Source organism: Cryobacterium sp. TMT4-31 (assembly GCF_004403385.1).
GTDB lineage: Bacteria > Actinomycetota > Actinomycetes > Actinomycetales > Microbacteriaceae > Cryobacterium > Cryobacterium zongtaii.
In genome coordinates this window covers 73,366-88,406 of record NZ_SOGI01000064.1, presented here as the reverse complement: position 1 = coordinate 88,406, position 15,041 = coordinate 73,366, and the positions used below count along the sequence as shown (strand labels likewise).

Below are 15,041 nucleotides of genomic sequence, written 5' to 3'. Positions count from 1 at the left end.
CGAAGTGTTAGGCAAAAGTGCGATTCGCCATAATAGGTCATCTGACCTAATCTGTTGGTATGAGCGATCTCCTGACCCACTCTCCCCTCGGCCCAGTCCTCATTGTGGGCGGTTACGGCACAGTTGGCAGTGCCCTCGCCCGGCTGGGTGCGCCCTCGTGGCCATTGCTGCTCACTGGACGCAACCCCGCCAAGGGGCAAGAGCTCGCGACAGATCTCGGCGCCACCGTGCGCCGTTGGGATCTCAACTCACCGGAACCCTTCTCCGCCGCACCTCGTGCCATCGTCAGCACAGTCAACGATCCTGACGACCGCGTCGTGCGGGCTGCAGTGCGGGGTGGCATTCCGTACGTGGATGTCACCCGCTGGACGAGTCGGATGCTGCGAGCCGCCACCACGGCCAGCCTGCTGCAGCCGACGGCACCCGTGCTCCTATCGTCAGGCTGGATGGGTGGCATCGTGAACATCGTGGCGGCGTCCCTAAGTAACGAACTCGGTGGAGCAGACAGCATAGAAGTTGCCATCCGTTATGACGTCAAGGATCGCGCTGGAGTCGACTCGGTGGACTTCATGGACAGGCTCGGACAGGACTATGAGGTGCGCCACGCCGGAGCGGCGGCAATAGTCACTCCGCTCTCCGATGCGAGGTGGGCCAACATCGGCGCACATCGCACCCTGGTGGCTCGACTAGACACGCCCGAACAACTCACGTTGCCACTCACCCTCGGCGTGGACTCCGTGGCGACGAGAATCGGCTTCAGTTCGAACGTGTCATCCAGAGCACTACTTGCCGCGAAGGCGGTGGGTTTTTTCCGCTGGGGCAGCGGCCCTAGGTTCACGGGCCTCCGGCGATCGCTGCTGTATTCTCCCGGCCACGGTGGGACTGCCATGATCCGCATCGATGCGCACGGCCCGGGCGGCAACCGCTCAGTAGTCGTCACCGACCCCGCCGGCCAAGCACACCTGACCGCCCTGGGCGGATACCTCGGGCTTCAGCAAGTGCTGGCCGATGGCGCCGCGACGGGCGTAACCTTCCCTGAAATCCGTCCAGACATAACCGATGCGCTGGCCGTACTGCAGGCTTACAACGTGAAAATTGTTCACGCCGCGTGAAAGCGAACAAGGGTGAACTCCGACGAATCATGCTCTTGGAAGCCGCCGAGCAGGTGCTCGTCACCTCGGGCAACGCCACGGCAACGATGCGAAATTTCGCCGCAGCGGCCCATGTAAGCATCGGCCATCTCCAGTACTATTTTCCCGCCCGCTCGGACCTCCTGCAGGCCGTGCTACAGCGCGTGCTTCACCGATCCTTGGCGTGGATGCGGGAAACCACCGGGATTGACCTGGACGCCGGCAGCAATGGCCCCGTATCACGCGATGACAGTCACAGGCTTGTCGTCGCCATCATGCAGCAACAAACTGATCCCACCGTCGTGCGCCTGTACGTGGAAATATGGGCGATGGCCGCCTCGGACGAAGAGATCGCCGCGGTGCTCCGGGAGTTCTACAGTGAGTACGTGCGCTACGTCGAGCGCGTGATCGAGCGCGCGAGGCCCGGGTTGGCTCGTGGTGCACGGCGGGCCAGAGCTCACTCCGTTGTGACCATATTCGAGGGAGTCGTCATCATGAGTGCCGGTTTTGCCGGACAGCGGCCCACGGGCACCGACATGGTCTTGTTGGGCGCAATTCAAGACGTCATTCATAGGCCATAACTCATCCAGTCTCATGCGAACCACTCGATGAGTGCGGCAGAGCTCCAGAGCCGGCAGGACTAGCCGTCTAGAAAGCTGGTTTAGACGTATTCTTTCAGCTTCCTGCGACACTGCCGACGCCGAGTTGGGCTGTCCCCCAGATCGACACACTCTGCTCTCTTGGAGCTGACCTAGTGAGTGAGCTGGTTAATGCGCTGCGGTGAGAGGCCGAGAATTCGGGCGGTGCCTGCCTGGCTAACGCCGGCTGCGGTGAGGGCCTTAACTGTTTCGCGGTTGAGTCTGGCCGCCTCCAGGACAGCTCCATCTTCTCAAGAACGGAAAGCGCAAGCTCCAATCAACGGCCGGTGATCGCCCGCCGTTATTCAAACGGGGGGAAACAATGAAAGCCTTGCCAGGCTTCTCTTAAGGGATCACTCGCGTCAGCAGAAACGCTCCTAGTCGGTTTCCCTGTTGCCCCTGCAGCACCCACTCCGCCGGCAGCTGCGGACGAAACGCAGTGCGAAGCATGCTGGTCAGAAGTGATCACAGGGCAGTCGGGCTGCGCGCCGACTCAAGAAGACTTGACGACAAAGGTCTACGCGGAGTGCGGCGTGGAGTTCGTCGATCAGGACATTACGGACCAACTCGTCCTCTCCTCAAGTGAGAGGGCAGAACTCAGAAGCAGCCAGCGGTCTGTGGCATCTACTCAACTTGGGGCCGTGAAGATGTTCAGCATCCACGTGGGTGAACTGGCCGCCACCGATGTCGCTGCTGCACAGGCCTTGGCCGACGTTGGCACCATCGGGCTACTGCAAGAGCAAGGGAGCAGCGAGGAGGGACTCGTCGCGGCGCAGTTGCAACACGCCTCAAAACTCCCGAATTCTGACCGAGCAAGCGAAGGGCGTTGTAAAAGGAAGCGCTGAGCTAACCATGGACGAAGCATTCGTGGCTTTGAGGAATCATGCGCGCCACCACAGCCTCACGCTCATCACCGTGGCGACCGCGGTAATCGACCGCAGCATCGGGCCGAAGGGCGAAGCCGGCTCACACGTCAGAATCCTGCAAGGCGAAATGGATGTGTCCCTGATGACGACCAGAATTGGCTCAGGCATTCTCCGCCCGTAGGGTCTAATGGACCTCGAGCGGCTTGAATCGGCCATTTCGATCGCCGGGCGATCAGCCTCGAGAATATTGGGACAACTCCGGTCCCGGATGAAGCACCGCGTTGACGACGGCACGGATGGCGAACTCACTGGCCTCGGCGAGCTCGATCTCCTGTGGGTGCAGGAGCCATTGCAGTTGCAACCCGTCCATTACAGCGAGAATGCTGGCTGAGGCAGGACCAATCATCGCAGTCTCCGTGACGCCCTCCTGCAGGCACAACACTTGAAAGGCATCGGCGACTTGGCCTCGTAGCGTCGAATACCGACTCTCGAAGTAGGGGCGTGCCGGGTGATCATCGGTGACGGACTCGGCCGAAAGTACTGTGTAGACCTGCACCACACCGGCGCGGCGCGAGTTCACGAGGGCCGTGCGCACCAGGTGCAAGAACAGGTCCGGCCCTCCTGGGATGTGCTGCTCGTCGAGATCGGCGACGTCTGTTTGGTCGCGGTAGGTGAGCATCTCGAGCAGCAAATTCTGCTTAGACCCGAAGTGATGAAGCACGCCGGCGTGGGTTAGATCCACCTGGTCGGCTATGTCGGCAAGGGTGCCGTTCGCGTAGCCCTTGTTGCCGAAGATGTCGATGGCAGCGTCGAGGATCCTCTTGCGCTTACGCAGCGTCGCTGGGCGAGTGCGCGGTGAGACGCTCTGGACGTCGTGTGTCACGGTGCCCCCTTCAGCGGCGACGATGAAGTCTGAATTGTTACTTGTCATTATTACCTACCTGTTGGTAGCCTACGCAGAAGATCACTTACCAGCAAGTAAGTAATTGCGAAGAGCGCACCGATGACGGTGCTGCATCACAAAGGAGAAGCAATGAGGCTTAGAACAACCTTTATCGGCGCTGGACTGGTGGCGGCTCTCGCCCTCACCGGCTGCACCGGAGGCGCCGCCCCCAGCCCACAGCCTGAGGCCGGGGCAGCACTGACCATCGCGAAGCCAGACGGCGCCATCGCCACGGAGTCGAATAATCCCTGGGTCGGTGATTCGTCCGCGAACAAGCTTGGCTATAAAAACGTCATCTTTGAACCCCTCGCCATGGTGAACCTCGTCGGCGAGAACGAGACCACCCCCTGGCTGGCAGAAAAAGTCGAATGGAATGACGACTACACCCAGCTCACCGTTACCCCGCGCACCGGGGTGACCTGGAACGACGGGGAGGAGTTCACCGCTGATGACATCGTCTTCTCCTTCAACCTAATCCGAAACACTCCCGCGCTGGACACGGGCAACTTGCAGCTGACTGAAGTTGTGAAGGACGGCGAGAACGTGGTCCTCAGCTTCGCCGAGTCGAAGTTCGTCAAGCAGGCGCAGGTGTTGCACATCCCGATGGTCCCTGAGCACGTTTGGGCCGACATCGCCGACCCCACTACGGAGACCAACCCCGAACCCGTCGGCACCGGTCCGTACACGCTGGACAGCTTCAGCAGCCAGTCAGTCACGTTGCAGGCCCGTGACGACTACTGGGGCGGCGACCTCGCCGTGCCCACCCTGTATTACGTCTCTTACAACGACAACACGGCGCTGACTACTGCACTCGCGAAGGGCGATGCCGACTGGGCGCAGGCGTTCATCCCCAACGTGCAGAGCGCGTTTGTAGACAAGGACCCTGAGCACAACAAATTCTGGGCCGCGAACGTCATGGCGCCCGACGTCCTCTTCCTCAACCACCAGCAGAAGCCGTTCAACGATCTCGCCTTCCGCCAGGCGGTCAACATCGTCATCGACCGTGCTGCGCACACCGAGATCGCCCGAGAGAAGGCCGGCCCCGAACTATCGTCGGTTACCGGCCTGCCGACTCCCGTCGGCGAGCAGTACATCGCTCCCGAGTACCAGGGCGAAGAACTCGCCATGGACGTCGAGGCCGCTCGCGAGATTCTCACCGACGCGGGATACACCTGGGCCAAGGACGCCCTGATCGACCCCGATGGCGAGCCTGTTTCGTTCACCCTCGAGGTCCCGCAGGGCTGGAACGACTACGTCACCGGCATCAGCCTCATCGCCGACCAGGTCACGAAGACCCTCGGCGCCGACGCGAAGGTGAACACGCCGGACGCCGACACGTGGTGGGCGAACAAACGCTCGGGAAACTTCGACGCCATCATGCACTGGACCGACAGCGGCACAACGCCGTACGACCTCTACTCCGACACAATGGACGGACGCTGGTTGCTGACGGGCGAGAACGTGGACTACAACTTCGGTCGCTACGACAACCCTCGTGCCACCGAGCTGCTGAACACGTACGCGACCGCGGCAACCGACGAGGAGCGCACCGCAGCGCTTGAAGAGATCCAGAAGGTGTTCGTCGAGGACGTGCCGGTAATCCCGGTCGGCACTCACCCGGTGCTGGGTGAGTACAACACCCGCAATTACGTGGGCTGGCCAAGTGAGGAGGATCAGTACGCGACAGCTGACCCTGTGCAGGTCACCGTCCCGCTGATCCTCACGAAGCTGACACCGGCCGAGTAGTTCGAATCGAAGGAGGGGCGGATGCGACAGCATCCGACCCTCCTGCGCCGACCCTCACGAAAGCGACGAAACCCATGCCAGACCCCCTGCTCAGCGTGCACGACTTCTCCATCGTGTACGACGTCGATCCGCCCGTCGAGGCAGTGAAGAACGTCACCCTCGAACTGCAGCGCGGCGAGATCCTCGGACTCGCCGGCGAGAGCGGATGCGGCAAGACCACCCTTGCCTACGGCCTGCAGCGCCTGCTGCGTGCACCCGCGGTTATCACTAGCGGAAGCGTTACCTTCCACGACGCCTCCGGTGTTGACATCGACGTCAACGCGCTCGACATCGAAGAGATGCGACGCTTCCGTTGGGACAAAATCTCTATGGTGTTCCAGGGGGCGATGAACGCGCTCAACCCTGTCACCACGATCGGCGCACAACTCGACGACGTGTTCCAGGTTCACCGTCCCGACCTCAACCGGCGCGAACGCCGCGCCGCGTGCGAGGAGCTGCTCGAGCTCGTCGCCGTGGGGCGCGAGCGCATCCGTTCCTATCCGCACGAGCTCTCCGGCGGCATGCGCCAACGCGTGATGATCGCGATGGCGCTCGCTCTGCGCCCTCAGCTCATGGTCATGGACGAGCCGACCACGGCACTGGATGTACTCGTGCAACGCGAAATCCTGCGCCAGATCTCGCAGCTGCGCCACGAGTTCGGCTTCTCGGTGATCTTCATCACCCACGACCTCCCTCTGCTGCTGGAGATCAGCGACCGGATCGCGGTAATGCGCAACGGAGAGATCATCGAACTCGCACCCGCGCGCGAGCTCTGGGAGCAACCGCAACATGAGTACACCAAGACGCTGCTGGCGTCGTTTCCCCGCCTGACCGGCGAGAGGGGAGTGTTGGTCCGATGACCACACTCGAGTTTGTGAACGTTTCCAAACGCTACCGGGTGCGCGGAGCACCGTCGATGCTCGCCCTCGACGACGTCAGTTTCACCCTGCACGACCGCGAGACCATTGCCCTGGTCGGCCAGTCCGGCAGCGGTAAGTCGACCATCGCGAAGATCCTGACCCAGCTGGAGACACCGACCAGCGGCGAGGTTCTGTTGAACGGCAAGCCGATCCCGCGCCACGGACGAGGCCTCCGAAGCTACCGCCAGACGTTGCGGATGATCTTCCAGGATCCCTTCGCTTCGCTCAACCCGTACCACTCAATCCGCTACCACATCGAACGCCCGCTGCGGCTGGACAACGTCGTTCCCAAAGCCGAAACCGAGAGAGAGGTCAGACGTCTCCTGGAGCGGGTACGCCTGGACGCGGATTCGGTCATCGACCGCCGCCCGCACGAGCTTTCCGGCGGACAACGCCAACGAGTCGCGATCGCCCGAGCGCTTGCGTCCCGGCCGTCGCTGCTCGTGGCCGATGAACCGGTGTCGATGCTGGACGTGTCGATCCGCCTCGGTGTGCTGAACCTTCTCGCCGACCTGCAGAGAGAAGAGGGCCTGGGTGTGCTCTACATCACCCACGACCTCGCCACCGCGCGGCACTTCAGCGACCAGATTATGGTGCTGCACCACGGTCGCGTGGTCGAGCACGGTTCAGCCGACGACGTTATCCTGAACCCCCAGCACGAATACACCCGGGAGCTCCGATCGGCGTCGCCCGACCCGGAGAAGCACTTCGCGACGACATCGGCCCACCCCCAGGGCGGTGTCGCATGAAGATCCCAGTCCGCTTCATCGCCAGCCGTTCCGCGTTCTACCTGTTCACGGCGTTCGCGGCGATCACCATCAATTTCTTCCTGCCGCGCATGATGGCGGGTGACCCCGTCACCGCGTACATGCAGCGGAACGCCGGGCAGATCACCCCGGAAGCCGAGCGGTCGCTGCGCATCCTCTTTGGCCTCGACCAGGACAGCAGCGTCTGGGAGCAGTACTCGGACTACTGGCAACTGTTGTTCAGCGGCGACCTCGGACGCTCCTTCTCCAACGGCCTCGCCCCCGTCGGTGACGTCATCTCCTCTGCTCTGCCATGGACGCTCGGGCTTGTCGGGATCGCCACGATCGTGTCTTTCGTTCTCGGCACCGCAACTGGCGCCCTGATCGGCTGGCGCAGGGGAAGCAAGGCAGACGTGATCGTCCCGATTTCGACCTTTTTTAGCACGGTGCCGTACTTCTGGCTCGGACTGATCGCGATCGCGGTCTTCTCGTCCACCCTCGGTTGGTTTCCCGCCTCGCACGCTTACGACAAAGGCTCGTCGCCCGAGTTCACGGCCGACTTCATTGGGCAAGTTATCGCCCACGGCGCATTGCCGGCGATCACGATCGTCATCGCGTCGCTCGGAGGATGGATCCTCGGCATGCGCAACATGATGCTTACCGTGCTCGACGAGGACTACATCACCGTGGCACAGGCTAAGGGCATGCCGAACCGTCGCGTGCTCTGGAACTATGCAGCCCGCAATGCGATGCTGCCGCAGCTGTCCAGCTTCGCGTTATCCATCGGATTTATCGTCGGCGGCACGATTGTGATGGAGATGGTGTTCTCTTATCCCGGCATCGGCAAGCTGCTGCTGGACGCGACCACCGCGAAGGACTACCCGCTAATGCAAGGCGTGTTCCTCATCATCACGATGGCGGTGCTGTGCGCGAACATCCTCGCAGACGTCGCCTACGCCATCCTCGATCCCCGCACACGCCAGACGGAGGCCTGAGATGACAACCCCGCTAAACCCCACCGGACCGGCAAGCGCCGGCAGCCCCGAAACGGCGACATTGCGTTCGCCGGCAGCGAGCATTCCGCCCAAGGAAAAGACGTTCCTGTCGCAGCTCGCGTCGTCGTTCGCAATGTTCCGCAACCCAAAGTCGCTGACTGGACTCGTCATCCTGGGCGTCTTCGTCGCGGTTGCGCTCCTCGGCGACGTCCTAGCTCCGTACGGCGCGCTGGAGAAGGACTTCACGGCGCTACGTCAGGCACCGTCCTGGGCCCACCTGCTCGGCACGACGCACATGGGAGAGGACATCCTTAGCCAAATTATCTACGGCACCCGCGGTGTGCTCATCGTTGGGTTCCTGGCCGGTATCATCGGCACGGCGATCGCCGTGGTCATGGGCGTCGTCGCCGGGTACACCCGGGGCTGGCGCAGCGAGTCGCTGTCCGCGATCACGAACGTGTTCCTCGTCATACCAGGGCTGCCGCTGATCATTATTGTCGCGTCCCAGTTCGAGAACCCACCGCTCATCCTCATCGCCGCCGTGCTGGCGGCAACCGGCTGGGCCTGGGGCGCCCGCGTCCTTCGGGCGCAGACGATGTCGCTGCGCAACCGCGACTTCATCCAGGCCGCTCGCGCGAACGGTGAGCCGCTGCATCGCATCATCCTCGTGGAGATGCTGCCGAACCTCATGGCGATCATCGCCTCGAGCTTCGTCGGCACCGTCACTGCAGCGGTGCTGGGCCTCACCACTCTCGCCTTCATCGGCGTGATCCCCATCACCAACCTGAACTGGGGAACGATCCTGTTCTGGGCTCAGCAGAACGGCGCCTTCCCGGACTTCTGGTGGTGGTACATCCCGGCTGGACTCTGCATCGCCATCCTCGGCGTCGCACTGTCACTGATCAACTTCGGCATCGATGAGTACGTCAACCCACGCCTGCGTTCGGCCGGCGAGCGTGCCCGGGCGATGAAAAAGAAGGGTCTCGACATCAACGAGACGATGACCATCGTGCGCACCATGACCAAGACTTCGACACCGAGTAAGCAAGAGGGCCCGAAATGACCATCTCCGAAACGTTCACCGCTTCCCGCCTGTACCAGGATCCCGCACGCGCGATCCCCGAACGCGTCGCCGACCTCCTCGCACGCATGTCGCTGGAGGAGAAAGTGGGGCAGATGCTCCAACTCGACGCCCGTCAGGGCCTCGACGACCACGTGCTTACGAAGTATGTCGGATCGGTACTGCACACCTCGCCGGAGCTGATCGTGCGTGCGAACGAACTCACCGCCGACACGCGGCTGCGCATTCCGCTGCTTGTCGCTGAGGACTGCATCCACGGTCACTCGTTCTGGGAGGGCGCGACGATCTACCCGACGCAGCTGGGTATGGCGGCGTCCTGGAACGCCGATCTCCTGGAGCGGGTCGCCCGGGCGACAGCGATCGAGGTGGCTGCCACGGGCGTGCACTGGACCTTCTCACCCGTGCTGTGCATCGCTCGCGACCTGCGCTGGGGGCGGGTGAACGAGACTTTCGGCGAGGATCCGTTTCTCATCGGCGAGCTGGCCTCGGCGATGGTGCGGGGCTATCAGGGACACGGTCTGGCCGACCCGACGGCGATCCTTGCTACCGCCAAGCACTTCGCCGGGTACTCAGAGACGCAGGGAGGGCGTGATGCCAGCGAGGCAGACATCTCTCGTCGCAAGCTCCGCTCGTGGTTCCTGCCGCCGTTCGAGCGAGTGGCCAAGGCGGGCTGCCGGTCCTTCATGCTCGGCTACCAAAGCATGGACGGCGTGCCCATCACCATTAACGACTGGCTTCTGAGCAAGGTCCTCCGGGGCGAATGGGGCTATACCGGCACCCTCATCACCGACTGGGACAATGTCGGCCGGATGGTCTGGGAACAGCGTGTGCAGCCCGACTATGCGCACGCGGCCGCCACTGCCGTGCGGGCCGGCAACGACATGATCATGACGACCCCCCAGTTCTTCCAAGGCGCGCTGGATGCCGTCGACCAGGGTCTCCTCGACCCGAACGCGTTCGACCCGGCTGTCGCCCGGATCCTCACCCTCAAGTTCGAGCTCGGATTGTTCGAGAACCCCCGGTTACCGCGCGCTGACCTGGACGTGATCGTCGGTAGCGCCGCACACGCTCAGCTAAACCTGGAGGTGGCTCGACGATCGATTGTGTTGCTGGAGAACGACGGAGTGCTGCCGTTGTCGGCTGCTCGCCCGACCCGGGTCGCCGTTGTGGGGCCGCTGGCCGACGATGCTCAGACTCAGCTGGGCGACTGGGCCGGTGGATCGGGTCAGGTCGGTTGGCTCGCCGGGCAGCCGCGCGAAATGATCACCACCGTGCTCGACGGCATCCGGCGGATCGCGCCCGATGACTGGGCCGTCACCTATGCGCGCGGCGCCGACATCCTTACTCTGCAGCCGGATCCCATCGGCGCGACCTTCCCGGATGGACAGCCCCGCCCGCCGCACGTCCTGGCGTGCGACCCCGACCCGAAACTTATCGCCGAGGCCGTCTCCGCGGCGAACCAGGCGGATGTCGTGGTGGTCGTCGTCGGCGACAGGATCGAACTCGTCGGTGAGGGGCGGTCGACGGCGACGCTCGAGCTCATGGGTGGACAGAACGCCCTTCTAGACGCGCTAATCGCGACGGGGAAGCGGGTGGTCGTCGTGCTGCTCGCCTCCAAACCGCTCGTGCTGCCAATCTCCGTTCAGCGGGCCGCAGCTGTTCTTTGGACGGCGAATCCGGGCATGCAGGGCGGGCGCGCACTCGCCGAGATTCTCCTCGGTGAGGTACAACCGTCCGGGCGCCTGCCGATCTCCTTTGTGCGGCACGTCGGGCAGCAGCCGGCGTACTACAACCAGATCCGCGGCCAGCACGGCGACCGCTACGCCGACCTCACCCAGTCACCCGCCTGGGCCTTCGGTGAAGGGCAGAGCTACACCACCGTCCAGTACGAGGACCTCGTACTGGAGGCGACGGCGCTGACAGCATCCGAGACGATCGTGGCACACATCACAGTGCGCAACACCGGCGCCCGCCCGGTACTGGAGACAGTGCAGGTGTACGTGCGGGATGTCGTCACCTCGGTGAGCTGGACCGACAAGGAACTCAAGGCCTTCCGTCAGATCGAGTTGGTACCCGGCGAGAGCGTTCGCGTGCGGTTGGAATTGCCCGTCGCCGAGTGCACCATCGTGGATGCCAAAGAACGACGAGTCGTGGAACCGGGCGAGTTCGAGCTTTTGGTCGGTCCGTCGTCACGAGACACCGCGTTGCTCGGGGCGGGGTTTACGGTAACAGAAGATTAGCGGGCGGGGCAGCCAGTGAAGTCGCCCGCTCGAGTGCACCGACTACCACCGGTGGCCTTGACCCCGGAGAGTGAGCACGGGTCCAGGCCATACGGACGGCTCTATCGGTCAGCCCGCGCCCACGTCCCCCACGCGTTTTGCTCAACCGGGGAAATGGCCGCTGAGCGAACCCCCCTCCCACTGACGTGCCGGCCGCGAAGCAAGCTGCCCAGGACTTCTGTTCCAGGCGAGGGCGCTCAAGCGAACGATTCAATCGTTCCATCTATAACGAGAGCCCGTGATGCACGACACCATCAGCAATGTCGTGCAGCTTTGAACTACTTGTGCGGGCGTAGGTGCGGAGCAAGGAGAAGGCGGCATCAATGGGCACCCCGTGGCGCTGCGCCAAAACACCCTTAGCTTGCTCGATGAGTATCCTGCTCTTCAGCGCTTGCTGTAATTGTCCGTTCACTGTGCCTTGATTGTGGGTGATTTGGTACTGGACGAGGCTGATCGTTGCCACTTGAGCCAAGGCCAGCGCCAAGGCTGCGTCTTGGTCGCTGAACGGTTCGCGGGTGGAACTAAAGAGGTTAAGGCTCCCGAACGTGTGACCGCGCAGGCGCAATGGGAAGGCATGCACGGCATCGAATCCTCGCGAGAGGGCAATCGCAACAAACTGAGGCCACCGTCCGGATTCTTCGGAGAGATTAGGAATCTCTAGAGGTTCCCCGGAAGCGAAGCAGTCCAGACACGGGCCTTGATCGTGACCAAGCTGGGCCTCTTCGACCTCGCTCGTACGCTCGTTGGAAGACGCCACAATGTGGAGAACTCCACCGCTGTCGGCCAGAAGAATTCCGGCGTCTGTCGCCGCGGTAAATTCGGTGCTGGCCTGGACGAGGATGTCCATGGTGTCGACGACGTCGCGGCCCGCACTTAGTGAGTCGGCGAGGAGCACAAAGACGTCTGCAAGATCAACTTCGCGTTGTGAGGAGACCATGCACCCAGAGAATAGGGCGCGATCACGACGGCCGTAAAGGGCTTGCGCTCCACTGCCAAAGGCCCTACACGGATTATCGAACTGTGCGCCCGGCCCAGACTGGGTCATTGACCTGAGCGGTCCCGCTAACGTTAGGGGACCAAACCTTGGCGGGTCGATTCGCGACGAGTGGGCGCGTTTCTGGGATGACCGTCATTCCTTCGGGCGTGTTCGCGGACTTGACTAACGCTTCGACCCACTCCAAATCGAGGAGAGGCCATCGGCCGTCTGCGAACTTGAAGAAGAGTGGGGCGCCGGGGAATATCCAGATCGAGCCCCGCCCTCCGACACCGTCCGTCTCATTTTTCCAGGAGAGATGAAAGCTCTCTCTTAGGTGCAGCTTGACCCCGATGGCGACCTGAAGATGAGCGAGTGTCCAGTCGTTGAAGCTCCGGTCGTGGTCATCGAACCAGCCGATCTCGCCGACACCGTCAAGAAGCTCGCCATTCACCTCAAGGTGGCGCCATCATGAGCTGGGAGGATAAATGACCGCTTCAGAATCACCGCCGCCGGTATCCGCCCACCCCCCAACGTGCGAGTTCGAGTACCCGATCATCCACGCCGAGTCTAGGGAACAAGGGCGAGCTTGGCTGACGCACAACCTCGCGTCAGCCCGAGGTGTGTGGTTGTGCTCCTGGCGCATCACCACCGGCCGACCACGCTGCCCGTACCCCGAGGCCGTCGAGGAAGCCATTTGCTTCGGTTGGATCGACTCCACCAACACCATCCTCGACGACGAGCGCAGCTTGCAGCATCGGTCGAAGGAATCTAGAGAAATTTTTCTGCCCCTGATGACGATTTCGGCTCGATCCACCAGGCGGCGCCTCACGACAGAGGACCCTCCAAACCTCGACGCGTGCGTCGAAGTCTGCGCTGCGTCAACGGTCGCCTGTGAGCGGGTGGCGCAGCTGTACAGCCCCTGGGTCACGTGCACCGTCGCGAGTCATCGCCTGAGCGACGCCTGCACGGAACTACAAGTCGCCCTGTCTGCCCGATAGGAGTCCGATCCCGTATCCGGTGACAGTTCACGGGCGGCTTCTTCGGCGATAACAGCTCCTGTTGCCGTCCTGGTTTTGGCGCTCTGAGAGGATAAACGCATGGTGCAGCGAAAGCTCGGCGACGTTGGTAGGCGGATCGGTCTGATTCGTTGGTTGCGAGAAGGTGAGGAGTGGTTGCCGGAGATAGTTGTGGGCACAGTTATCGATCGCGCAGGCGGGGTCTGGCACCTCGATGTGAAAGGGGAGACTCGCGTGCTGAACGAGTCCGATTGGTCGATGTACCAGCCCTAACGCACCAGGACTACCGTATGAGGCTTGGCACCCCGTATACGCGGCCGCCAGTCGCGTCGTCGGAGATGAGCTGGATTGAGCGGACAGGGCGGGTGCCGGATGGGCGCTTGCCAAGTCCCCGACGCAAGTTCAATGAGGGATCCGCATCGGACGCCCGGGCCAGTCGGCGACTACAACGCCGAGGGTGTCGGCCCGTCGGCTGCTACGAGAGAAGTTCCTCCACGGCGTATTCGAGAATTCCTATGTCGATTCGGATGCGGCCGATGCAATTTTCGGCGCCTCGGAATTTCGAGCCGCCGGCGAAGCGGCCCAGCGCGTATCCATCACGATCCAAACGAATGAACTGACGGCGAACGGCACCCTCGATCCGATCACGACGTCGGCCGCCGCGGTCGTGGCGAACTGGGGTGCGAGCCCCGAAGCTCTGCTGGACATCCCGACCGGCGAAGCCGCAGCGCAGGGCAAGCTGCCGTTCGAACTCCCGCGAAATATGGCGGCGGTCCTGGCATCCCGCCCCGACTTGCCGTTCGACACGGCTGACCCGTTGTTCCGATTTGGACATGGACTCACCTCTAGGGGCTCTCAGGGAGGCGCCCGCGAGTTGTGGCCGGCGGCCACAACTCGGGGTCTGCCCAGTCAGCTCGTTCAGGTCTGCCGAAAGTGAACGGGCGCGGGTACGCATGTGGCGGAGCTTAGGCGGGAACTGTGTAGCTGCCGGCCCGGACATCCTCGGTCAAGGAGACACCCGACGGGGTCCACCGGAAGGTGCTTTGCGCCTTCCCGCCGACGGCATCGTTGGTGCTGGACATCAGCTGCGCCAACCACTCGACGTTCTGGGCGATCGTCTCGTAGCTGACCGACACCGCGGGAGCCCCGGTCAGTTCGCCAATCGCTTCTACGAGGTCGCGGAACGAGAATGGTGTCGACGAGACGGCATTGAAGATCCCGGCGACCGGCATAAACAGGGCAAGCACATACAGATCAATGATGTCGTCCACGTGCACCGGTGTCCACGTGTTGGCGCCGTCGCCGATGTAGGTGGCGGCTCCCCGGGAGACGGCGCCCTGGATCATATTCGCCACGGTGCCGGGGCCGTCGTGACCATAAATTAGTCCCGCGTGAACAACGATGCCCGTGACGTTCGGGGCATCCAGGTTAAGCTTCTCGGCGAGAGCCTTGACGGGCTGCACGCTGGCCGCCGGAAGTGGGGCGTTCTCAGTCATGTGAGCAGTCGGGTCGAATCCGTAAATTAAAGTCGAGCTCGTAAAGGTGATCGTCTTGGCCGACCTCGCAGTGTTCGCACCTGCTTGCGGGCGTCCTGATCGGCCAGGACCGCCGGTATGGGTGCGTCAACCTGACAGGGGGGTGGTGCGCGCATCACTTGGGGCGTGAT

General features: G+C 62.8%; 13 protein-coding genes and 1 pseudogene. 10 read left to right on the top strand and 4 right to left on the bottom strand.

Annotated features, from left to right (window positions below; translation table 11 throughout):
* The first annotated feature begins 59 nt into the window (after positions 1–59).
* The 4 genes from E3T19_RS15350 (at position 60) to E3T19_RS19415 (ending at position 2,815) form a co-directional block, all read left to right on the top strand.
* Positions 60–1,112 carry a saccharopine dehydrogenase gene (locus tag E3T19_RS15350; RefSeq protein ID WP_134409269.1) on the top strand — a complete coding sequence of 351 codons (1,053 nt, stop codon included), beginning with the start codon at positions 60–62 and terminating at the stop codon, positions 1,110–1,112.
* On the top strand, positions 1,109–1,711 hold the full coding sequence (locus E3T19_RS15345; protein ID WP_134409268.1) for a TetR/AcrR family transcriptional regulator: 603 nt from the start codon (positions 1,109–1,111) through the stop codon (positions 1,709–1,711). The genes E3T19_RS15350 and E3T19_RS15345 overlap by 4 nt, the downstream gene beginning before the upstream one ends.
* Before the next feature lie 560 nt (positions 1,712–2,271).
* Positions 2,272–2,613, top strand: a complete 342-nt coding sequence (locus tag E3T19_RS19420; protein ID WP_241980281.1) for a hypothetical protein — start codon at positions 2,272–2,274, stop codon at positions 2,611–2,613.
* Between the two features lie 7 nt (positions 2,614–2,620).
* The gene (locus E3T19_RS19415; protein WP_241980280.1) at positions 2,621–2,815 is read left to right on the top strand and encodes a hypothetical protein; all 195 of its coding nucleotides are present in this window, start codon (positions 2,621–2,623) and stop codon (positions 2,813–2,815) included.
* Between the two features lie 51 nt (positions 2,816–2,866).
* Here E3T19_RS19415 and E3T19_RS15335 read toward each other — a convergent pair whose 3' ends face one another.
* Complete coding sequence (locus tag E3T19_RS15335) at positions 2,867–3,517, bottom strand: TetR/AcrR family transcriptional regulator (protein ID WP_241980279.1); 651 nt, start codon at positions 3,515–3,517, stop codon at positions 2,867–2,869.
* Between the two features lie 150 nt (positions 3,518–3,667).
* On the opposite strand from E3T19_RS15335, the gene E3T19_RS15330 reads away from it, so the two are divergent.
* The 6 genes from E3T19_RS15330 to E3T19_RS15305 all read left to right on the top strand — a co-directional run bounded on the left by E3T19_RS15330 (position 3,668) and on the right by E3T19_RS15305 (position 11,344).
* The gene (locus E3T19_RS15330; protein WP_134409265.1) at positions 3,668–5,323 is read left to right on the top strand and encodes an ABC transporter substrate-binding protein; all 1,656 of its coding nucleotides are present in this window, start codon (positions 3,668–3,670) and stop codon (positions 5,321–5,323) included.
* 74 nt (positions 5,324–5,397) lie between these two features.
* Positions 5,398–6,222 carry an ABC transporter ATP-binding protein gene (locus tag E3T19_RS15325; protein WP_103461486.1) on the top strand — a complete coding sequence of 275 codons (825 nt, stop codon included), beginning with the start codon at positions 5,398–5,400 and terminating at the stop codon, positions 6,220–6,222.
* Positions 6,219–7,031: an ABC transporter ATP-binding protein gene (locus E3T19_RS15320; RefSeq protein ID WP_103461487.1), complete on the top strand. Its 813-nt coding sequence runs from the start codon at positions 6,219–6,221 to the stop codon at positions 7,029–7,031. The genes E3T19_RS15325 and E3T19_RS15320 overlap by 4 nt, the downstream gene beginning before the upstream one ends.
* A complete protein-coding gene (locus E3T19_RS15315; RefSeq protein WP_103461488.1) occupies positions 7,028–8,023 on the top strand; it encodes an ABC transporter permease in 996 nt (331 codons plus the stop codon). The genes E3T19_RS15320 and E3T19_RS15315 overlap by 4 nt, the downstream gene beginning before the upstream one ends.
* Position 8,024: 1 nt before the next feature.
* Entirely contained in the window at positions 8,025–9,086 is a 1,062-nt protein-coding gene (locus E3T19_RS15310) for an ABC transporter permease (protein WP_134409264.1), read from the top strand.
* The gene (locus tag E3T19_RS15305) at positions 9,083–11,344 is read left to right on the top strand and encodes a glycoside hydrolase family 3 N-terminal domain-containing protein (protein ID WP_134409263.1); all 2,262 of its coding nucleotides are present in this window, start codon (positions 9,083–9,085) and stop codon (positions 11,342–11,344) included. Before E3T19_RS15310 ends, E3T19_RS15305 begins: the two co-directional genes overlap by 4 nt.
* Before the next feature lie 262 nt (positions 11,345–11,606).
* Here E3T19_RS15305 and E3T19_RS15300 read toward each other — a convergent pair whose 3' ends face one another.
* The 3 genes and pseudogenes from E3T19_RS15300 to E3T19_RS15280 form a co-directional block, all read right to left on the bottom strand.
* Positions 11,607–12,320 (bottom strand): GAF and ANTAR domain-containing protein, encoded by a 714-nt coding sequence (locus E3T19_RS15300; protein WP_166788896.1) that lies wholly within the window; start codon positions 12,318–12,320, stop codon positions 11,607–11,609.
* A gap of 1,530 nt (positions 12,321–13,850) precedes the next feature.
* Positions 13,851–14,210, bottom strand: a complete 360-nt coding sequence (locus E3T19_RS15285) for a hypothetical protein (RefSeq protein ID WP_134409261.1) — start codon at positions 14,208–14,210, stop codon at positions 13,851–13,853.
* A 130-nt stretch (positions 14,211–14,340) separates the two neighbouring features.
* Positions 14,341–14,925: pseudogene (locus tag E3T19_RS15280) on the bottom strand (hypothetical protein); the annotation flags it as partial.
* Positions 14,926–15,041 lie beyond the last annotated feature (116 nt).

Coding starts and splice junctions, on each gene's coding strand:
- E3T19_RS15350 (WP_134409269.1), top strand. CDS start 60: ATGAGCGATCTCCTGACCCACTCTCCCCTCGGCCCAGTCCTCATTGTG.
- E3T19_RS19415 (WP_241980280.1), top strand. CDS start 2,621: ATGGACGAAGCATTCGTGGCTTTGAGGAATCATGCGCGCCACCACAGC.
- E3T19_RS15330 (WP_134409265.1), top strand. CDS start 3,668: ATGAGGCTTAGAACAACCTTTATCGGCGCTGGACTGGTGGCGGCTCTC.
- E3T19_RS15325 (WP_103461486.1), top strand. CDS start 5,398: ATGCCAGACCCCCTGCTCAGCGTGCACGACTTCTCCATCGTGTACGAC.
- E3T19_RS15320 (WP_103461487.1), top strand. CDS start 6,219: ATGACCACACTCGAGTTTGTGAACGTTTCCAAACGCTACCGGGTGCGC.
- E3T19_RS15315 (WP_103461488.1), top strand. CDS start 7,028: ATGAAGATCCCAGTCCGCTTCATCGCCAGCCGTTCCGCGTTCTACCTG.
- E3T19_RS15310 (WP_134409264.1), top strand. CDS start 8,025: ATGACAACCCCGCTAAACCCCACCGGACCGGCAAGCGCCGGCAGCCCC.
- E3T19_RS15305 (WP_134409263.1), top strand. CDS start 9,083: ATGACCATCTCCGAAACGTTCACCGCTTCCCGCCTGTACCAGGATCCC.
- E3T19_RS15300 (WP_166788896.1), bottom strand. CDS start 12,320: ATGGTCTCCTCACAACGCGAAGTTGATCTTGCAGACGTCTTTGTGCTC.
- E3T19_RS15285 (WP_134409261.1), bottom strand. CDS start 14,210: ATGTCCAAATCGGAACAACGGGTCAGCCGTGTCGAACGGCAAGTCGGG.